Genomic DNA, 17,054 nt, shown 5'->3' on the forward strand with positions numbered 1-17,054 from the left:
TTAACCGAAAGTAATACAGTAGTACAAAAATGCCCAGCAATGCTGGGCATTTTTATGAATAGTCGTTATTCGTCGACGAGTTGCTCGCACCTATAAAAGCCGCTTGGTTTACTTAGTAACGAAACTAACTCAGGTAATACCGCATCCATAGTTTGTTTAAGCTTCCATGGCGGATTAATCACTATCATACCGGATGCAGTCATACCATGGACGTCAGTATCGGCCTCTGTTCCCAGCTCGAATAACTGAATATTTCGCATACCGGAGTCAATTAAACCCTGCTCCATGTTGTTAATGCGCTCTCGGTCAACAACCGGATACCAAATCATGTATGTACCCGTTGCAAATCGTTGATGCGCTTTAACTAATGTTTTTACAACGCACTCATAATCATCTTTTACTTCGTATGGCGGGTCGATTAATACACATGCCCTGCGTGATGCAGGTGGCAATAACCCAACTAAACCGGTAAACCCGTTTTCGCCGCGCACTCGAATAGAACGCTTACCCTGCATATTATCCTCTAAAAGCAATAAGTCTCGCGGGTGCAATTCAAAAAACCAGCCTTTATCTTGGCGGCGTAAATAATGTTCAGCAATTTTTGGCGAGCCCGGATAAAAATCGAGGTCACTCGTATTATTGAACGATTTAATTAGCTCAATGTATTCGTTAAGTGCTTCATGCTGGCTTGTGTGAGTCCACAACTTTTCAATACCGTCTTGGTACTCTTGCGTTTTTTGGGCATCAGCTGCAGCAAGTTCAAAAAAACCGGCGCCAGAATGCGTATCAATGTAATCAAGCGGCTTATCTTTAATTGTTTGATATTTAAGGACCTGAGCCAACACAAGGTGTTTAAGAACATCGGCCGGATTACCCGCATGAAATGAGTGTCTGTAACTAAGCATTATTTTATTTTCGCCATACGCAATTTAATATCGCAAGTGAACCATAAGCACTGGGCTTTAGCAACTTGCACTAGGGTCTGTTAACCTTCCAAGGTAAAACTTTCAGCAGCTTATTGGATTTTCAGGCAAGGTAGAACCTACATAGTGTGGTTATTCTTACATGAATGTAACTCAGAGAGTAACGCAGGAGCAGTTATCGAGTCCACTGGGTTACAAACCTCGCGCCACGATTAAATAGCCCCTAATTTAAACAAATTTCAATTCGCAAAGTCCAATAACGCCTCGGATAAGGGGCGCTTAAATGAACCGTTTCTGAACAAAAAAGCACGTTGTATGAATTATCCCTTAACAAAGAAGAAAAATCAGCTAAAACTGGCGTAAATGCTAGTAAATCAATGCACTTTGCTTTACATTTGCAAGACATTAATTACAGTTATATGAGCGCCTTATGGACAACACTACTCTTCAACAACTCGAACAACTGATCGATTCACTTATTGAACGCAATAATCAATTACAAACTGATGTTGCTAGCTTAAAAGAGCAAAATAGTAAACTCGCTGATGATAACGAACTTTTACAACTAGAAGCGCTTGAAAACGAAGAAAAGCAAAAAGATGCCAGCACAACGTTATCTGGCTTACTAGATAAATTACAAAGCGCACAACAGGCTAGCTAATGTCTGAGCTGCAAAACCAGCGGGTCACTGTTGAGTTGCTAGGTAAAGAGCAGCAATTTGCTTGTCCGCAAGGGCAAGAAGAGGCATTGATAGCAGCAGCTAAAAATCTAAACGACTTAGTTGAACAAATGAAACAGCGTTCAACCGTTCGAAACGATCAAAAAGCATTGCTTATGGCAGCACTTAATTTAAGCCACGATTTGCTTGAAGCAAAAACACAAGCAACTGTTGAGCAGCAACATCAAGACCAGCTTGTTGATAAACTGAGTCAACATTTGGCAAGTGACCCAAAACAAAAAAAATAAAAAGCGCAACCTGCGCTTTTTGTTTATCATTAGGGTAATAATTGGCCTGCAAGAGATAGTTAATGAAGTACTCCTTACCTGGTATTCACTCATCGTTAAAATATACATTCCTAATAATAGGTTTACTTTTTGTCACAGCCAATTCAAATGCAGCCATTAGCTGGCAAACCATTAACAACAACATCCAATTTTTAAAACAACAAGACGCTCTACGTTTTTACGACTCTAACCAAGTATTAATTGAGGGTGATGAATGCGCTTTACTAGTAGATACCAGTGGAAATTTTGCAGGTGTTGAACAACTTGTTGTTGAACTAAAAAAACGCCTTAAAACGCCTCTTTGTTATTTGGTTGCAACCCATTATCATGACGATCACTTACTGGGCATCGCAGTTATTCAACACTTTTATCCTAATGCCAAACTTATCACCCACCAGCAAGTAAGCGCAGACTTTAAAACCTATCAAAAAGCCTACACTGATAAACTCGACAGCTATGAAAAAAGCATTGAACTGAGCTATCAGCGTTTAGCATCAATCCCCAAAGAAGAACAAACAGCATGGCGAGAAAAGCTAGAACTGGCTAAAGCACGACTTTTTCGTTGGCGCAAATATAAGCTTAGCCCTCCAGACATAGCATTGGCAGTAAGTAAAACACTTGACCTAGGCAGTTTTGAATTAAATATTACCCCCCATATAGCGCACACTAATGGCGATTTAACCGTTACTACAAACAATGAAAGCATACTTATTGGTGGCGACATTGTTGATTGGCTTCCCTATCCGGGACACGGTGAACTTAAAAGTTGGCAAACTTTATTAAAGCAATATATTGGCAATGAAAAGCTATCACTAATTATACCCGGGCATGGCGGGATACTTAACAAGCAACAACTCAAGCAGCCTCTGGCATTTTTAAATGCACTAACTGAGCATGTCAAAAGTAATCAAAATCTTGCGACTGAATCACTCATAGAAACGTTTCCACAAAAAGTGCTTGCTCCCTACCAGCAAGACACGCTTAACAAAAAGTCGAGTCAGTTATTTTTACAAGCGGGACTTAACCGCGCTAAAAGCTCAAAATAACCCAACACAACGGATTGTGTTAAAATAATAAAAGGAATTGACTAAAGTGATCATTATGCGCAGTTTGATATTATGCTTTTTAGGACTCTTTTTGTTTGGTTGTGAATCAACCGAGCAAAAGCAGGCGGAAGCGCCTCAAATATTTACTCATTTTGAGCCTGATTACGCAAATCACGAAAACGTAACTGCCACAGTAAACCCAGAGCAACAAACCAATCTTATTGAAAAAAACACTCCCCCACTCAAAGTTAAAAATAGAGTTGTAAAAAAGCGCCCACCAAAAACAACTGATTTGTGGGTACATATTGCCAACAACTTACATTTTACGGTTTATCAAAATCGAGCTTTAAAAAAACGCATTAACTGGTATTTAAAACAGCCTAAATACCTAACCACGGTAAGCAAACGTGCAGCGCCTTATTTGTATCACATAGTAAAAAAAATAGAGCAAAGAAACCTACCAATGGAAATAGCACTGCTACCTTTTGTAGAAAGTGACTTTAGGCCCACGGTTGCCTCATCGCAACAAGCCGTTGGGGTATGGCAACTTGTAGGGGCGACAGCATATCACTTTGGTATTAAGTCAGATCAATGGTACGACGGTCGCCAAGATGTATTAGCCTCTACTGATGCGGCACTTGATTACTTGAGCTATTTACATAAGCGTTTTAACGGCAATTGGCTACATGCATTGGCAGCCTACAATAGCGGTGAAGGACGCGTAAAGCGGGCCATAGAGAAAAATACTAAACGAGGAAAAAGCACTGACTTTTGGTCGCTAAGCTTGCCAAAAGAGACCGCCGATTACGTGCCAAAATTGCTCGCTTTAAGTTATTTAGTTAAGCATCCACAAAAAGGTATGAAGCAGCCAAAACTTGCCTATAAACCACTCACCACACAAATGAATATAGGCCAGCAATTCGATTTTTCGGTTATTGCCAAGCTGTCAGGTATTGGGTCAAAGCAGCTGCATGCGATAAACCAAGGGTATTTAAAAAATCAAAGCTCGCCAAACGGACCACATACCTTATTGCTACCAATAGGCCAAGAAGCATTATTAAAAAGTCAGTTTTTTAAATCTAATTTTGCAGGTGAATACAGAGTAAAACAAAACGACACACTTTATGCTATTGCCAAACGCTTTAGCATGTCGGTAAAAATGCTAAAACAACTCAATAACAAAACCAACAACTTTATTGGCGTAGGCGAAAAGCTACTGGTTGGGCAACCCAAAACCCTACCAAGCTCCTTAACTATAGATTACAAAATAAGCCCTTATTTAGAACACCAAGAAGGCATTGCTATCCCAACCATAGAAATAGACTACACCGTAAAAACCGGTGATAGCCTGTGGAGCATTAGCCAACTTTACGATGTACCACATAGCGATTTGGCCAAATGGAATAAACTGTCGGCATCCAGCATTTTAAAACCCGGCCGTCAGTTAGTGCTTTATATCCCTCAAGCAGAAAAACCACAAGCGCAGCTAATCAAACAAGATTTACTACACGATTTGCAAAAAACACTAAATCAACCACGTTAAGTTTATAAACCAATCTATTTCGCGTAAAATCACGCCCAACATAGTTATTTTAGAGAGAACAGCATGCAAATTAGTAAAAATTCGGCAGTAGAGTTTCACTACACACTTAGTGAAGCGGGTGAACAAATTGAAAGCAGTGTAAATGATGCGCCACTTACCTACATTCATGGCAGCGAAGGTATGTTACCTGGTTTAGAAAAAGCCCTTGAGGGTAAAAACGCTGGCGAAAAATTTAGTGTAACGCTTGAGCCAAGTGAATCTTATGGTGAGCGTGTTGATGACTTAATTCAACGTATTCCACTTAAGCACTTACAAGGCGATGTTAAAGTATGGAAGCCAGGCATGACTGCAATGGTTCAGTCTAACCAAGGCCGTCATCAGGTGACGATTGTTAAAGTAGGTCGTTTTAATGCCGATTGTGACTTGAATCACCCATTTGCAGGTAAAACACTGACATTTGATGTAGAAGTTGTATCGGTACGCGAAGCAACTAGCGAAGAAATTTCGCATGGCCATGTTCATGCTGAAGGCGGCTGTGGCCACGCTCACTAATTAGCTAAAAAGGAACCCGTATGTCAAAAGTTGCAATTGTAACAGGTGGAACGAAAGGGATTGGCCTAGCGGTAATAAAACGCCTGCTAAGTAGTGGCTATGAGGTTCACAACCTTGATATCACACCGAGCGATGTGGGCGTTTTTCATCATTGCGATGTAAGTGATGTGGATGCTGTTCGACGCTCTATCAAAGCGGTATATAAACAATCTCAACGTATTGATGTACTGGTTTCTAATGCTGGAAAACACCTAAGCGCAAATATAGAAAGCACTGATGAGCAAACGCTCGATGCGCTATTTGCGCTTAATGTAAAAGGTGCCTACGCGGCTGTACAAAGTGTACTACCCTGTATGAAAGCAAATAATGCGGGTTCTATTATATTAATAGCGTCTGACCAAGCATTAATTGCTAAGCACAATTCATTTGCCTACAACCTTACTAAGCATGCTCTCGCCTCTATGGCAAAAACCACGGCACTTGATTACGCACGCTTTAACATTCGTGCTAATGCAGTGTGCCCAGGCACAATTGAAACCCCTTTATTTCATAACGCAATTGACGCTTACTGCGATAAAAGTGGTGCAAACAAAGCCGATATAGTGGCAGAAGAAGCAAGCCTGCAACCGCTAAACCGATTAGGCCAAGCCGATGAAGTAGCCGCTCTTGTGAGTTTTTTAGCAAGTGACGACGCAAGCTTTATTACTGGTAGCTTACAAAGTATTGATGGCGGCTATACAGCCCAATGAGTACCAAGATAATTGACCCGCATGTTCATTTTTTTAATTTACTTGATGGTCAGTACACTTGGTTACAAGGCAAAAACCCACCAGCATGGCCCAATTTAGACAAAATAAAACAACCAATAAGTGCAGAGCAACTTGTTAAAAGTACTGATTTTGAACTTGCGGGTATTGTACACATAGAAGCGGGCTTTGATAATTCGGCCCCTATCAATGAACTTAATTGGCTAAGTAAGCATTTAAGTGAAGTGCCATTTAAAGCCATTAGTTTTAACCAAATAGATGCGCTTGCTGAGCAATTTAGTGACGCGCTCGATGCGCTGGCGCATTCGAGCCTATGTGGCATTAGAGATATAACAGAAGGCGATGATGCTATAAGGCTAAAAAGCCCTCGTTGTATTCATAATCTTGAGTTATTAGCGACAAATAAACTGCATTTTGAAGCGCAATTTGAACTACACAACGTTAGCGTAGCTAATCATATTGCTCACTGTGCAAAACAATTACCTCATCTACAAATTATTCTTAATCATGCAGGGTTGCCTGATGACTTAACCTCTTGGCAACAAGGCGTTGAATTACTCGCCCAACATAAAAACATTGCTATTAAATTTTCTGGCTTTGAGTTATTAAGCCTGACACAAGCACAGCAAGAAGCATGCTTTAAATGGCTTTTACAACACTTTGGCGAGCAGCGTATTATGTTTGCTAGTAACTTTCCGGTATGCCAAATAAACACTCATTACAATGCCCTATGGCATCAGCATTACGCGCTGTGTAAAAGCCATAGCCTATGGCATAAGCTCAGCTACGCAAATGCAATGCACTACTACCAAGTGTAAGTAAAAGTCGTTATATTTAAATTCTATTATGCTTAAAATGGCGTAGGTTTTATGAAAAATACATTATTCATTGTGAGCTTAGCCTGGTGCGCCTTATTAAGTGGCTGTGTGTCGCAACGCGCTGAACCAACCCCCAAATTACAACATGCACTACTTTTAGCGCCTAATCAAAGCGCGGTTAACAAAGTAATTAGTACCATTACGAATATGCAAAACATAACGTTAGCTGACGATGTATTTACAAAAAATAGTGTGGTTACGCTGGGGAATCTAAACAAAAATAACATTATAAAAAGTCATCAGCTTAATCCGCCCGACCAATTTGAACTGATGATAAAAAATAAACAATGCTTTATACGCCACGTAGATAGCAAAGCCACGCGAGAGCTCAAAGATGTTGAGTGCGTAATTAACGAATGACCTTAATGTTGCTAATAAAAAGCCGATAAGTGAATAGTCACTTACCGGCTTTTTAAATTAAGACAAAGCTTAGTTATTATTTTATTTCTACACGTTGCGAACGCATCACAATTTCATCGTTTAACTCAATACCTAAACCTGGCTCCTCAGACACTTCAAAGAAACCATTTTTAGGTTGTGGATCTTGTAAACACAATTCACGGTTCCACTTTTTAATCGCATAAGTATGATGCTCATGTATCAAAAAGTTAGGAATAGCGGTTTCTAGGTGTAACGATGCAGCTGTCGCAACAGGTCCACCACACACGTGCGCCTGAATACGTACATCAAAAATATCGGCGTAATCACATACTTTTTTAGTTTCAGTAAAACCACCACATAACCCTATATCTGGCTGAAGCACGTCAATACTCTGATCTTCTAAATAAGGACGAACCCCCCAGCGGTTGTACAAGCGCTCACCGCCCGCAATGGGTACGTTAACTTTATCCGCTACTTTGGCATGCAACGAGTGATTTAAGTAGTTCACAGGCTCTTCAAAATACATACAATCAAATTCTTCGGCTATTTCACCAATTTGAATAGCTGATGTGGCACCCGGTAAACTATGACATTCAAAAATAATATCGACTTCATCGCCCACAGCTTCACGAATAGCTTGCATACGCGCGCGGTATAACTTCATTTCTGGGCGTGAAATAATATTAGTGCGATCGTAATACGTATTACCGTCTTTATCGTATTGAATTGGATCTACTTTTACTGCATCGTAACCCTCTGCTATGGCTTTTAATGCCGCCTCTGCATACTCTTGTGGCTGTACTAGTGCTTTAAATTCGCTATCCCAGTCAAACTGCAGTTGCGATGCATAAGTACGAAGTTTATCGTTAACCTTACCACCCAGTAATTGATAGACCGGTAACCCAAGCGCTTTACCTTTAATATCCCAAAGCGCGGTATCAATAGCACTCATTGCAGCGTACACAACGGGTCCACCGCCTAAACCCCAAAAGCTTTCTCGTAACATACGAGACCACAGCTTTTCTGTTTGAAACGGGTCGTGACCAATTAAAAAGGCATCTGCCATTTCTTTGATCATGGCGGCGGCCGCGCTATGGCCTAAATCGTAAGCAAGACCGGCTTCACCCACACCACTAATGCCCTCATCAGTATGGATGCGAACAAATACAGGTGTCCACGCTGGGCGCTCTGGACAGTGAATATCAAATACTTCTACGCGATTTACCTTCATAAAAATTCCTTATTAACCTGTTCGGGTTATTTTGCAAAACTGGGATCAAGCCGATATGCTTTTCGTAGCATCGCAGGCCAAGCAAGCTGGCCTCCAGTGCTGCCGCTGTGTACCACGTTGGCTTGGTTATAAATATTGTCGATAATTGGTTGAGGTACAGGAATAACTTCTTGCGAGCTAGCTTGCAGCGCTAATTGTATTTCGCAGGCGCGTTGTAAGTCGTAAAAACGCATAAACGCATCGCCTACGGTCGGGCCTACCGTTAAGCCACCATGGTTGACTAATAACATATGATTATTTGAACCTAAGTCACCCTGTAGTACTTTGCGCTCATCATCATTAACTGCAAGGCCTTCGTAACCATGATATGAAAGCGACGGTAACGAAAACATTGAATACTGGCTCAATGGCAATAAACCCTTTTTTTGGGTAGCCACAGCAATGGTTTCTTTGGTGTGTAAATGAATAACGCAATGCGCGTCTTCTCTGACCTCGTGTATTGCACTGTGAATAGTAAAGCCAGCAGGGTTAATGCTAAAGGGAGTGTCGTCAATTATATTCCCGTTTAGGTCAACCTTAACTAAGTTTGACGCGGTTACTTCGTCAAATGTTAACCCAAAAGCGTTAACTAGATAATGGTCAGTCCCGGGCAAACGAGCCGATAAATGCGTATAAATTAAGTCTCCCCAACGAAAATGCTCCACTAGCCGGTAACATGCCGCAAGATCGACACGTAGTTGCCACTCTTGAGCAGACACTTTATTTTTTAAATCAAGTTGGGGTAAATCAAACATAATAAACCTTTTAAAATACGCAGATAATGAATGCGAATAGATGTTTAGAAGTCTAAAACACTCTGCGTTTTATAGCAATCAACAAACAAAAACAGCCACACATTTGTGTGGCTGTTTTTTAAAGGGTTAATAACTACTTTGAGTTATTTTACTTTAGATAAGTAGTCTGCAATAGCTTCAAACTCTTCGTCAGTTACTGTAGCAACCATTGCCTTCATAGCCATAGACATACCATTATTACGTGCACCCGACTTAATATCTTTCATTTGTGCAACTAAATAATCTTTGTTTTGACCATTAAGTTTAGGATACATACCCATGATTGGTGCTTTACCATCTGCACCATGACAGGTTTGACAATTTTTTGCAGTGTATAATGCGGCACCATCAGCGGCAGCTGCATTAAACGAGAAACTTGCGGCTAAGCTAATGCCCGCGCCTAGTAGTAGTGTTTTCATCTTGCTCATTGTATTTACTCTTCTTTTTGACGGTTAGAAAAAACTGTTCAATTGATTGTAGTCAATAATCAAATAAAAAGCATACGTTAGAAACGATGCTAGACGATCAACTTAACCCTGCACTGCTAGCTCGTTTCTATTTACCTAAAACTAGTTTAGCAAACAAAAATGAGCAGACGCTTAATTGATTGTTACCAAACTAAATCGTCTGGTACCTCAAAGTCTGCGTATGGGTCGTCCTCATCTTTAGGCTTGTTTTCAGGTTCAACATGAAAAACAATGTATTTTTCGTCTACTTCAGCCACTTTGCGTGCTGGCTCATCTTCTAATACGTAAAACTGCCCCTCTAGAACACAGATCGCTAAACGACCACCCGACAATGCTTTTTGAGTTTTTTCATTCACTTCAATACTTTTTACTTTTTTATCGTAAGTAAAATTAAAGGTTCGCTCACCACGAATAGCATCTTGATTGTTGTGTTCTAAAATTTGCTTAACACGCGCTTCTTGCTCACGCTGTTTTAAAGTCACTTGGCGGGCTTGGTTTAACTCTTCCGCCTTTTTTTGCTGCTCAAGCTTAGTTTGTTGAATATGCTTTTGCAGATCATTAGGGTTACTTGTTGCCCCTTTTTTCTGTTTTTTTTGTTGCTTACGTTTTTCTGATTTAGCAACTTTAGCTTTATGCGATGTTGTTAACCCTGCTTGCAGCAATTGGTCTTGTAATGAACCCATGGCATTGTTCCAATAAAAACTAGTATTAGCGTTATTTTAATCACCTACGAGTTTAAATAACAGCGCTATCGACATTAATCTAATAAACTCCTTTATACTTAGCATGATATGGGACAACAGCGTACTTTATAATTATCAATTCTGGGGGATTTTTAATACAATAAAAAAGCCAACTAGTTACCTAAAAGCCAAATAATGCGCTTAATTCACCTACTTGCTTGCTCTGTTGTTATATTTTTCGTGCTTTACGCACCTCAGCCTCTACTCGGCCTATTTGCTAGTGAGTTTGGTGTATCGCCTGCCACAGCAGGCAGCTTAATGACGGCAACAATGTTGCCCTTAGCTATTGCACCATTAGTGTATGGCCTGTTTCTAGCCAAACAAAATCCTTTAAAAATACTTCGTATTGCAATGATAGTACTGGGCTTTAGCTGCTTACTATTTATTTGGGTACCAAGTTTTGAGCTCTTACTATTAGTACGATTTTTACAAGGCCTTACCCTTCCTGCAGCATTAACTGCCATGACCAGCTTTATAGGAATAAGTTTCACCGCTGATACACTTCAAAAAAATATGACTCTTTATATAGGCAGCAGTATTGCAGGCGGTTATTTTGGAAGGGTACTTGCTGCGCTATTTAGCGACTTATGGCATTGGCAAAGCTTTTATTACTTAATTGCTTTTATGCTTGTTTTTTTAGCTATGCTAATTAAGCCCCATAAATTCAACAACATTGGTACTCACGCTCAAAAATCGCCTCTAGATTACATCAAACAACTTAAGGAGGGCCCTGTTTTAAAAGTTTATGGCGCTGTATTTTGTATGTTTTTTTGTTTTGCAGCCTTACTTAATTATTTGCCATTTATACTGCAAAGTACATTTTTAATTACAAACACGCGTGATATTGGTTTGGTTTACAGTGGCTACTTAATTGGAGCCTTGGCTTCTATTGCCACGCCTTGGCTATTAAAAAAAGCGCCTTCAGCTTGGCACGTATTAGGGGCGACCTTCATTTTTTACAGCCTTAGTATTGTTGTGCTCATGAGCCACCAGCTTAGCGTCTTTTTAACTGCATTCACGCTATTTTGTGGGGCTATGTTTATTATTCATTCAACCGCAGCCCCACTGGTTAATAAAATAAGTGAGGCACCACCAAGCGTGACAAATGGAGGGTATGTTTCATTTTACTACAGTGGAGGTGCCATTGGCTCGTTATTACCAGGTGTGGTATACCAAAAATACGGACAAACACCCTTTATGCTAACCCTGCTTATTATGTGTTTGTGCGGATTATTGCTTGTGATTTGGGCTCACTTTGACGGTAAAAACATAACTCGCGGTTGATGTGCTGTGTATTCAAAAAAAGCTTCTAAGTCTGGTTTGCTCAAAATCCACGTTTGTGTATTTTCAAATGGGTGGCAATGAAATAGATCGCCAAACCAAATATCTTGATCTAACCATACGGTTACCGCACTTTGTTTGTCGTTAAGTAACGCAAGCATTGATACGCACCCTGGCGCAACTTTTAAATAGGTTGCTAAACGCTCGCTTGAAGCAAACCCTAAACGCGACAAACCTTGCTGTTTTGAAAGCGCTTTTAGATCTAACTGCTTATTGTGAGCTGTAATAACTAAAAAATGACGTTTACCTTCGTTATCACGCAAAAATAAATTTTTTAAACGTGTACCTGGACGTTCAAGCAATAATTCATCAGCTGCTAAACTAGTATGCAAAGGTGGATGTTCAATAACGTCGTAATTGATATCTAAATGCGCTAAACACGCCTCTAACTTTGTTTTGTCCGCTAACATAGTTACAAACAACGCCCTCTTAGTTGCACACTGAGATCTCGCCATAGAACTTCTGTTATTTCATGTTTGTTAGCGCAATACTCACGCGTTTTAAGCTCTTGCTTTAATAATTCAACGGCCCTGTCTTCTAACTTAAGCTTTAACACACTCGACTCTTCAAAGTGTTCTTGCTCAATATATTCTTTAACCTCACTGCGAGAAGGCCTGTTATTGCGTCCACGATCAAGGTTAAAGTTTTCACGGTGCTTAGCTTTAACCGATACAACATAAGCAAATACATTATTTCCTTGCTCGTCTTGTTTTTCAAAAAACTGTTTAGTGTTTATTTCAAAAGGCGGCTCTTCATTTGACGCACACCCCGAAAGTAAAACTACCAGTGCAAAAAAACTTTTTTTCATTATTTTCTGTCGTTTTAATGAGTAATTAAGCCGAGTCTATCAAAAATTCATCTAAACAGTGAAAATTAGCGAAAAAATACTTGACCAAATTTATAAAAAAACTTAAAGTTCGTCCCGCTTGGAACTCAGCAGCCAAGCGTTTATGTTTTACATAAACTAGGAATGTGGGGCTATAGCTCAGCTGGGAGAGCGCCTGCCTTGCACGCAGGAGGTCAGCAGTTCGATCCTGCTTAGCTCCACCACTTTCCTACTCCTTTCTTAGATATAATTTCACCTCGAAATACCCTAATTCATTAATTTTATTTTGTTTTTCATTTATCTCTATTAGCTTGAGTGTTTATCAATTATTAGCTATACATACTTGTATATCTATTAATGCCTTAGGTTAATCATGGACTCTCCAAAACGCTCAACACTCAAAAAACTTGCAGCTATAGGCTTAACTGCAGGAGCAATAACGCACGCTCCTTATGTATTTGCTCGTAATAAAACAACGATAAGAGTGCTAGGGACGCATGTAACATTACAAGATGCGATTCGTAAGCAAGCCATGAGTGATTTAGGCATTAATATTGAATTTACGCCCGCTGGCAGTGCCGCAGTTTTACAAAGAGCATCAATGGACCCTAGTTCATTTGATTTATACGAACAGTGGTCAAACAGTATTAATGTATTGTGGAACGCAGGCTCCATTCAGCCTATAGAAAAAAAACGCCTTACCTATTTTAACGAAATAAATAGCCTCACAAAAACAGGTAAGCTGTCAGAAAACGCCAATATTGGCGCCGGCGACGCCCCCTTTAAAATATTAAATGTACAACCTGATGGCACACTCAGTGAGCAAGAAAGCGACTTAATAAGCTTTTTACCCTACGTGCACAATGTAGACTCCTTTGGTTATAACACTAAATTTATTAAACCCGGAATTGCCTATGAAACTGAAAGTTGGGGATGGTTACTGGATGAGCAACACAGAGGAAAAGTAGGTATTGTAAATGCGCCTACTATTGGTTTATTTGACTTAGCGCTTGCTGCTAAAGCTAAAGGGCTTGTGAAAATTAACAATATAGGGGCAATGACTCGTATTGAATTGGATAACTTATTTAAGGTACTGCTTGAGCTCAAACGCCAAGGCCACTTTAGCGGTTATTGGAACTCAGTGCCTGAATCTGTTCAGTTTATGAAAGATGAACGCGTTCATATTGAAAGTATGTTTTCTCCTGCGGTATCTGCGCTAAATGGCCAAGGCATAAATGTGCGCTTTGCAGCACCTAAAGAAGGCTACAGAGGCTGGCATGGTGTAATGTGCTTGTCGTCACAAACCCATGATAGTGTAAAAGATGCATCTTACGATTATATGAATTGGTGGTTATCTGGATGGCCCGGTGCTTTTATTGCTCGTCAAGGTTATTACATAAGTAACCCACAACGCTCTAAACCACTACTTTCACAGGATGAATGGGACTATTGGTATGACGGCAAAACCGCAAACACTGATTTACTCGAGACAAATGGCAATATTGCAGTTAGAAAAGGCGAGCAAAGAAATGGCGGAAGCTATACTAAGCGCTTCAGTAACGTTGCAGTGTGGAATACCGTTATGCCAACCTACGACTACAGTTTACAAAAGTGGTATGAGTTAATAAGTCGATAATGCGTTCTATTAAATCAAAAATAATTGCGACCTTAGCGGTACTAGCTGGACTACTTCTTTTACAAAGTTATTTATTTAACCACTTACAAAAATCGTTAACCAGCCTGCAAAACATTCAAAACAATGCAATTAGTAAAAGTGAAGCTGTCGTAAAGCTAGAAAGAGATGTAATGGCCTTACAAAGTCATGCAGTTTCATTTATTGATGACGCTAATAAAAATAATATTGCAAAGTTTAAAACATATTTAGACCAAGCAAATAGTCATTTAGGGCAATTAACATTAAACACACTAGACAAAACCCCTGAATATAAAAATATGCTTACCCGCCTCAGCGAGCACCTAAAAAACTATGAAACTACATTTGAAAAAGTAGTTATTAACAGACAAAAGCGCGAGCAAATATACTCATCTGGATTTAAACAGCCCATTGAAGAGCTACAAAAAAAGGTAATGGCACTTGAGTCACTATCAAATGAAGATAAAAAAATTCTCTACAATGATATTTTACTAACCATTAGTAACCTTAAGCATGCAGCTGTCAGCTATCTTTATAAACCTAATTTTGATGAAGCTCAAAATGTGAAGCAAAATCTAGAGTTTTTGCACACAAAAATTAACCGTATGTCGGCTATTAATGACTCCTTGCTTGATAAAACAATTAATTTAAAAAAAACACATAACCAACTAATACTTCTAACTCGCAGTTATACGTACTCTGTAAATGTAGTGCTTACAGGGATCGAAAACGAACTTTTATACCTATCTAATAAAATTAAAAGCGCTGAAGAAGAAAAGCTAAACTTGGCTAAATTACAATTTAATAGCGAATTGACAAAAAAAACTAAGCAAAGCAGCCTGTTTACCTTTTTAATTTTAATTATCCTTTTACTCCTTTGTTATTTTATTTTTACCTTTGTTATCAAGCCTATTTCACAGCTTACCCTGTTACTTAATAGTATGAATGAAGGTGAGCCGATTAAACTAAAAAATAAGCATGCAAAGCTAACCGAAATTGCATCTGTGTTAAAAGCAGCTAATACGCTTTATTTAAAAAGTGAGGAAACGAAGCAATTACTTGATGAAACACGCGCTTTAAATGTAAAAATGGCAGAAATGAATACGGACCTTACACGTGCAATAGAAGAAACAAACAGAGCAAATAAAACAAAAATAGATTTTATAGCCAATATGAGCCATGAACTTCGCACTCCTATGAACGGAATATTGGGTATGCTTCAACTCTTACAAAGTAGTGAAATGCCCGCTAAGCAGGAGCAATATGCTAAAAAAGCATTTTCTAGTGCGCAGAGCCTGCTGCAAATTTTAAACAATATTTTAGACTTTTCAAAACTCGATTCTGATAACGTCAAACTTGAGAAAATTCCTTTTACACTTGATACGATCGTATCTAACGTTGAAGATTTATTTTCGATTAATGCACAACAAAAAGGACTAGCATTAAATTGTGTTGTGCATGCCGACAGACATATGACTCTGTTGGGCGATCCTATACAGCTAAATCAAATAATTAATAATTGCATTGGTAATGCCATTAAGTTTACCGATAAGGGTGAGGTGTCATTAACCATAGAAGTCATTTTTCAAAAAGAAAACAAAGTACAGTTGCGCTTTAGCATTAGTGATACCGGAATTGGTATGACGCAAGCCCAATCTGATAGGGTGTTTGAATCATTTGCTCAAGGCGACTCAAGTACAACAAGAAAGTACGGAGGCACAGGGCTTGGCCTAACGATTAGCAAACAGTTAACCAAATTATTAGGTGGTGACATACAAGTAAAAAGCGAACTTGGCAAAGGAAGTGAGTTTTTATTTACTCTTCCATTCACCATTGCAGAACAGCAATTAATTAATGACACTGCTGGCAAAAATGACCCATTACCTGCAAAGGTAGCCCTGCCAAAACTAACGGATTATAAAGCACTTGTTGTGGACGATAATAAACTTAACCAAGAAATAACCTCTGCAATGCTAGGTAAATTTGACCTTAATACATCAATTGCTAACGATGGGCTAGACGCTATAGATAAAGTATCAGCTCAACATTTTGACATTGTATTTATGGATATACAAATGCCCCATATGGACGGTCTTGAAGCCACTAAACAACTAAGAGCTAAAGGATACAATATGCCTATTATTGCTTTAAGTGCTGCTGTAGAGCCCAGAGATAAAAAAGCAGCCGCTGATGCAGGTATGGATGACTTTTTGGTTAAACCGATTGTATTTACCGCCCTTTGCGAAAAATTAAATAACCACCTAAAAAGTAGAGATAATTTGCAAACAATAAATTTAGTAAAAGCAAAGCAAAACGTTGATAACAATGAAACCTTACTCATGACATTGCTTACTCGGTTTATAGATGGTAATAATGACTTTTCAGCGAAGGCTGATTTATTAATAAACAATAATGATGTTGCTACTTTAAAGCGAACGGTGCATACACTGAAGGGGTTAGCGGGTACATTAGGGCTAGAAAAGTTGCAAAAATGTGCATTAGAGACTGAAAAAGCACTACTTGAGGAAAACTCGCTTAATATAGATTTATTAAAAGAAAATTTGGCAGCAACGCTTTTTTCTATTAAAGAATTATTAGCGACACTCAATTTGGAAAAAATAGAGCCGAAACGACACAATCTCGAAGATGAGCTGGTAGTGATAAATGAGATTCACTCACTAGCATTAGCGTCTCGTCCTATCCCAAACTACCTAAAAAGGCATTTAGAAGCGAATAGCTATGATACTGAACACGCCTTATCAAAACTAATAGAGGCGATTAATAATTTCGACTATCCGTCTGTAATTTCGATTATTGAAACATATAAAGCAGACACAAAGCATTTATGATTGAGTGATTCAGAA

At 39.2% G+C, this 17,054-nt stretch carries 18 protein-coding genes and 1 tRNA gene; 12 read left to right on the forward strand and 7 right to left on the reverse strand.

The annotated features are described in order from the left end of the window. Positions 1-65 precede the first annotated feature (65 nt). Entirely contained in the window at positions 66-905 is an 840-nt protein-coding gene (locus tag ATS71_RS04880; RefSeq protein WP_058403799.1) for a 23S rRNA (adenine(2030)-N(6))-methyltransferase RlmJ, read from the reverse strand. A gap of 448 nt (positions 906-1,353) precedes the next feature. Between ATS71_RS04880 and zapB the strand changes: the two genes are divergently transcribed. From zapB to ATS71_RS04920, 8 genes are all read left to right on the forward strand, one after another. After that, complete coding sequence (gene zapB, locus ATS71_RS04885; protein WP_058403800.1) at positions 1,354-1,584, forward strand: cell division protein ZapB; 231 nt, start codon at positions 1,354-1,356, stop codon at positions 1,582-1,584. Next, positions 1,584-1,889, forward strand: a complete 306-nt coding sequence (locus ATS71_RS04890) for a cell division protein ZapA (protein ID WP_058403801.1) — start codon at positions 1,584-1,586, stop codon at positions 1,887-1,889. The genes zapB and ATS71_RS04890 overlap by 1 nt, the downstream gene beginning before the upstream one ends. Before the next feature lie 62 nt (positions 1,890-1,951). After that, on the forward strand, positions 1,952-2,974 hold the full coding sequence (locus ATS71_RS04895; RefSeq protein WP_058403802.1) for an MBL fold metallo-hydrolase: 1,023 nt from the start codon (positions 1,952-1,954) through the stop codon (positions 2,972-2,974). 55 nt (positions 2,975-3,029) lie between these two features. Then, positions 3,030-4,517 (forward strand): LysM peptidoglycan-binding domain-containing protein, encoded by a 1,488-nt coding sequence (locus ATS71_RS04900; RefSeq protein WP_058403803.1) that lies wholly within the window; start codon positions 3,030-3,032, stop codon positions 4,515-4,517. Between the two features lie 63 nt (positions 4,518-4,580). Next, entirely contained in the window at positions 4,581-5,069 is a 489-nt protein-coding gene (locus ATS71_RS04905; protein WP_058403804.1) for an FKBP-type peptidyl-prolyl cis-trans isomerase, read from the forward strand. 20 nt (positions 5,070-5,089) lie between these two features. After that, the gene (locus ATS71_RS04910) at positions 5,090-5,818 is read left to right on the forward strand and encodes an SDR family NAD(P)-dependent oxidoreductase (RefSeq protein ID WP_058403805.1); all 729 of its coding nucleotides are present in this window, start codon (positions 5,090-5,092) and stop codon (positions 5,816-5,818) included. Continuing rightward, the gene (locus tag ATS71_RS04915) at positions 5,815-6,654 is read left to right on the forward strand and encodes an amidohydrolase family protein (protein WP_058403806.1); all 840 of its coding nucleotides are present in this window, start codon (positions 5,815-5,817) and stop codon (positions 6,652-6,654) included. The genes ATS71_RS04910 and ATS71_RS04915 overlap by 4 nt, the downstream gene beginning before the upstream one ends. Before the next feature lie 51 nt (positions 6,655-6,705). Continuing rightward, on the forward strand, positions 6,706-7,074 hold the full coding sequence (locus ATS71_RS04920; RefSeq protein WP_058403807.1) for a hypothetical protein: 369 nt from the start codon (positions 6,706-6,708) through the stop codon (positions 7,072-7,074). A gap of 76 nt (positions 7,075-7,150) precedes the next feature. On the opposite strand, the gene ATS71_RS04925 is transcribed toward ATS71_RS04920, so the two are convergent. The 4 genes from ATS71_RS04925 to ATS71_RS04940 all read right to left on the reverse strand — a co-directional run bounded on the left by ATS71_RS04925 (position 7,151) and on the right by ATS71_RS04940 (position 10,309). Then, the gene (locus tag ATS71_RS04925) at positions 7,151-8,326 is read right to left on the reverse strand and encodes a mandelate racemase/muconate lactonizing enzyme family protein (protein ID WP_010556678.1); all 1,176 of its coding nucleotides are present in this window, start codon (positions 8,324-8,326) and stop codon (positions 7,151-7,153) included. Between the two features lie 26 nt (positions 8,327-8,352). Next, on the reverse strand, positions 8,353-9,120 hold the full coding sequence (locus ATS71_RS04930; RefSeq protein ID WP_058403808.1) for a class II aldolase/adducin family protein: 768 nt from the start codon (positions 9,118-9,120) through the stop codon (positions 8,353-8,355). Positions 9,121-9,263: 143 nt separating this feature from the next. Then, positions 9,264-9,587, reverse strand: coding sequence for a c-type cytochrome (locus ATS71_RS04935; protein WP_058403809.1), 324 nt, complete (start codon positions 9,585-9,587; stop codon positions 9,264-9,266). A gap of 182 nt (positions 9,588-9,769) precedes the next feature. Continuing rightward, positions 9,770-10,309 carry a DUF2058 domain-containing protein gene (locus ATS71_RS04940; RefSeq protein WP_058403810.1) on the reverse strand — a complete coding sequence of 180 codons (540 nt, stop codon included), beginning with the start codon at positions 10,307-10,309 and terminating at the stop codon, positions 9,770-9,772. 195 nt (positions 10,310-10,504) lie between these two features. Between ATS71_RS04940 and ATS71_RS04945 the strand changes: the two genes are divergently transcribed. Beyond that, positions 10,505-11,653: an MFS transporter gene (locus tag ATS71_RS04945; RefSeq protein WP_058403811.1), complete on the forward strand. Its 1,149-nt coding sequence runs from the start codon at positions 10,505-10,507 to the stop codon at positions 11,651-11,653. On the opposite strand, the gene ATS71_RS04950 is transcribed toward ATS71_RS04945, so the two are convergent. Both ATS71_RS04950 and ATS71_RS04955 read right to left on the reverse strand, forming a co-directional pair. Further along, entirely contained in the window at positions 11,620-12,120 is a 501-nt protein-coding gene (locus ATS71_RS04950; RefSeq protein WP_058403812.1) for a prolyl-tRNA synthetase associated domain-containing protein, read from the reverse strand. The genes ATS71_RS04945 and ATS71_RS04950 overlap by 34 nt on opposite strands. A 2-nt stretch (positions 12,121-12,122) precedes the next feature. Continuing rightward, positions 12,123-12,518 (reverse strand): hypothetical protein, encoded by a 396-nt coding sequence (locus tag ATS71_RS04955; protein WP_058403813.1) that lies wholly within the window; start codon positions 12,516-12,518, stop codon positions 12,123-12,125. A 166-nt stretch (positions 12,519-12,684) separates the two neighbouring features. Here ATS71_RS04955 and ATS71_RS04960 point away from each other — a divergent pair. From ATS71_RS04960 to ATS71_RS04970, 3 genes are all read left to right on the forward strand, one after another. Then, positions 12,685-12,760 (forward strand) — tRNA-Ala (locus ATS71_RS04960). A gap of 149 nt (positions 12,761-12,909) precedes the next feature. Continuing rightward, positions 12,910-14,172 carry an ABC transporter substrate-binding protein gene (locus ATS71_RS04965; protein ID WP_058403814.1) on the forward strand — a complete coding sequence of 421 codons (1,263 nt, stop codon included), beginning with the start codon at positions 12,910-12,912 and terminating at the stop codon, positions 14,170-14,172. Continuing rightward, a complete protein-coding gene (locus tag ATS71_RS04970) occupies positions 14,172-17,039 on the forward strand; it encodes an ATP-binding protein (RefSeq protein WP_058403815.1) in 2,868 nt (955 codons plus the stop codon). The genes ATS71_RS04965 and ATS71_RS04970 overlap by 1 nt, the downstream gene beginning before the upstream one ends. Positions 17,040-17,054 lie beyond the last annotated feature (15 nt).

It is taken from the genome of Pseudoalteromonas sp. H71 (assembly GCF_001468485.1).
GTDB lineage: Bacteria > Pseudomonadota > Gammaproteobacteria > Enterobacterales > Alteromonadaceae > Pseudoalteromonas.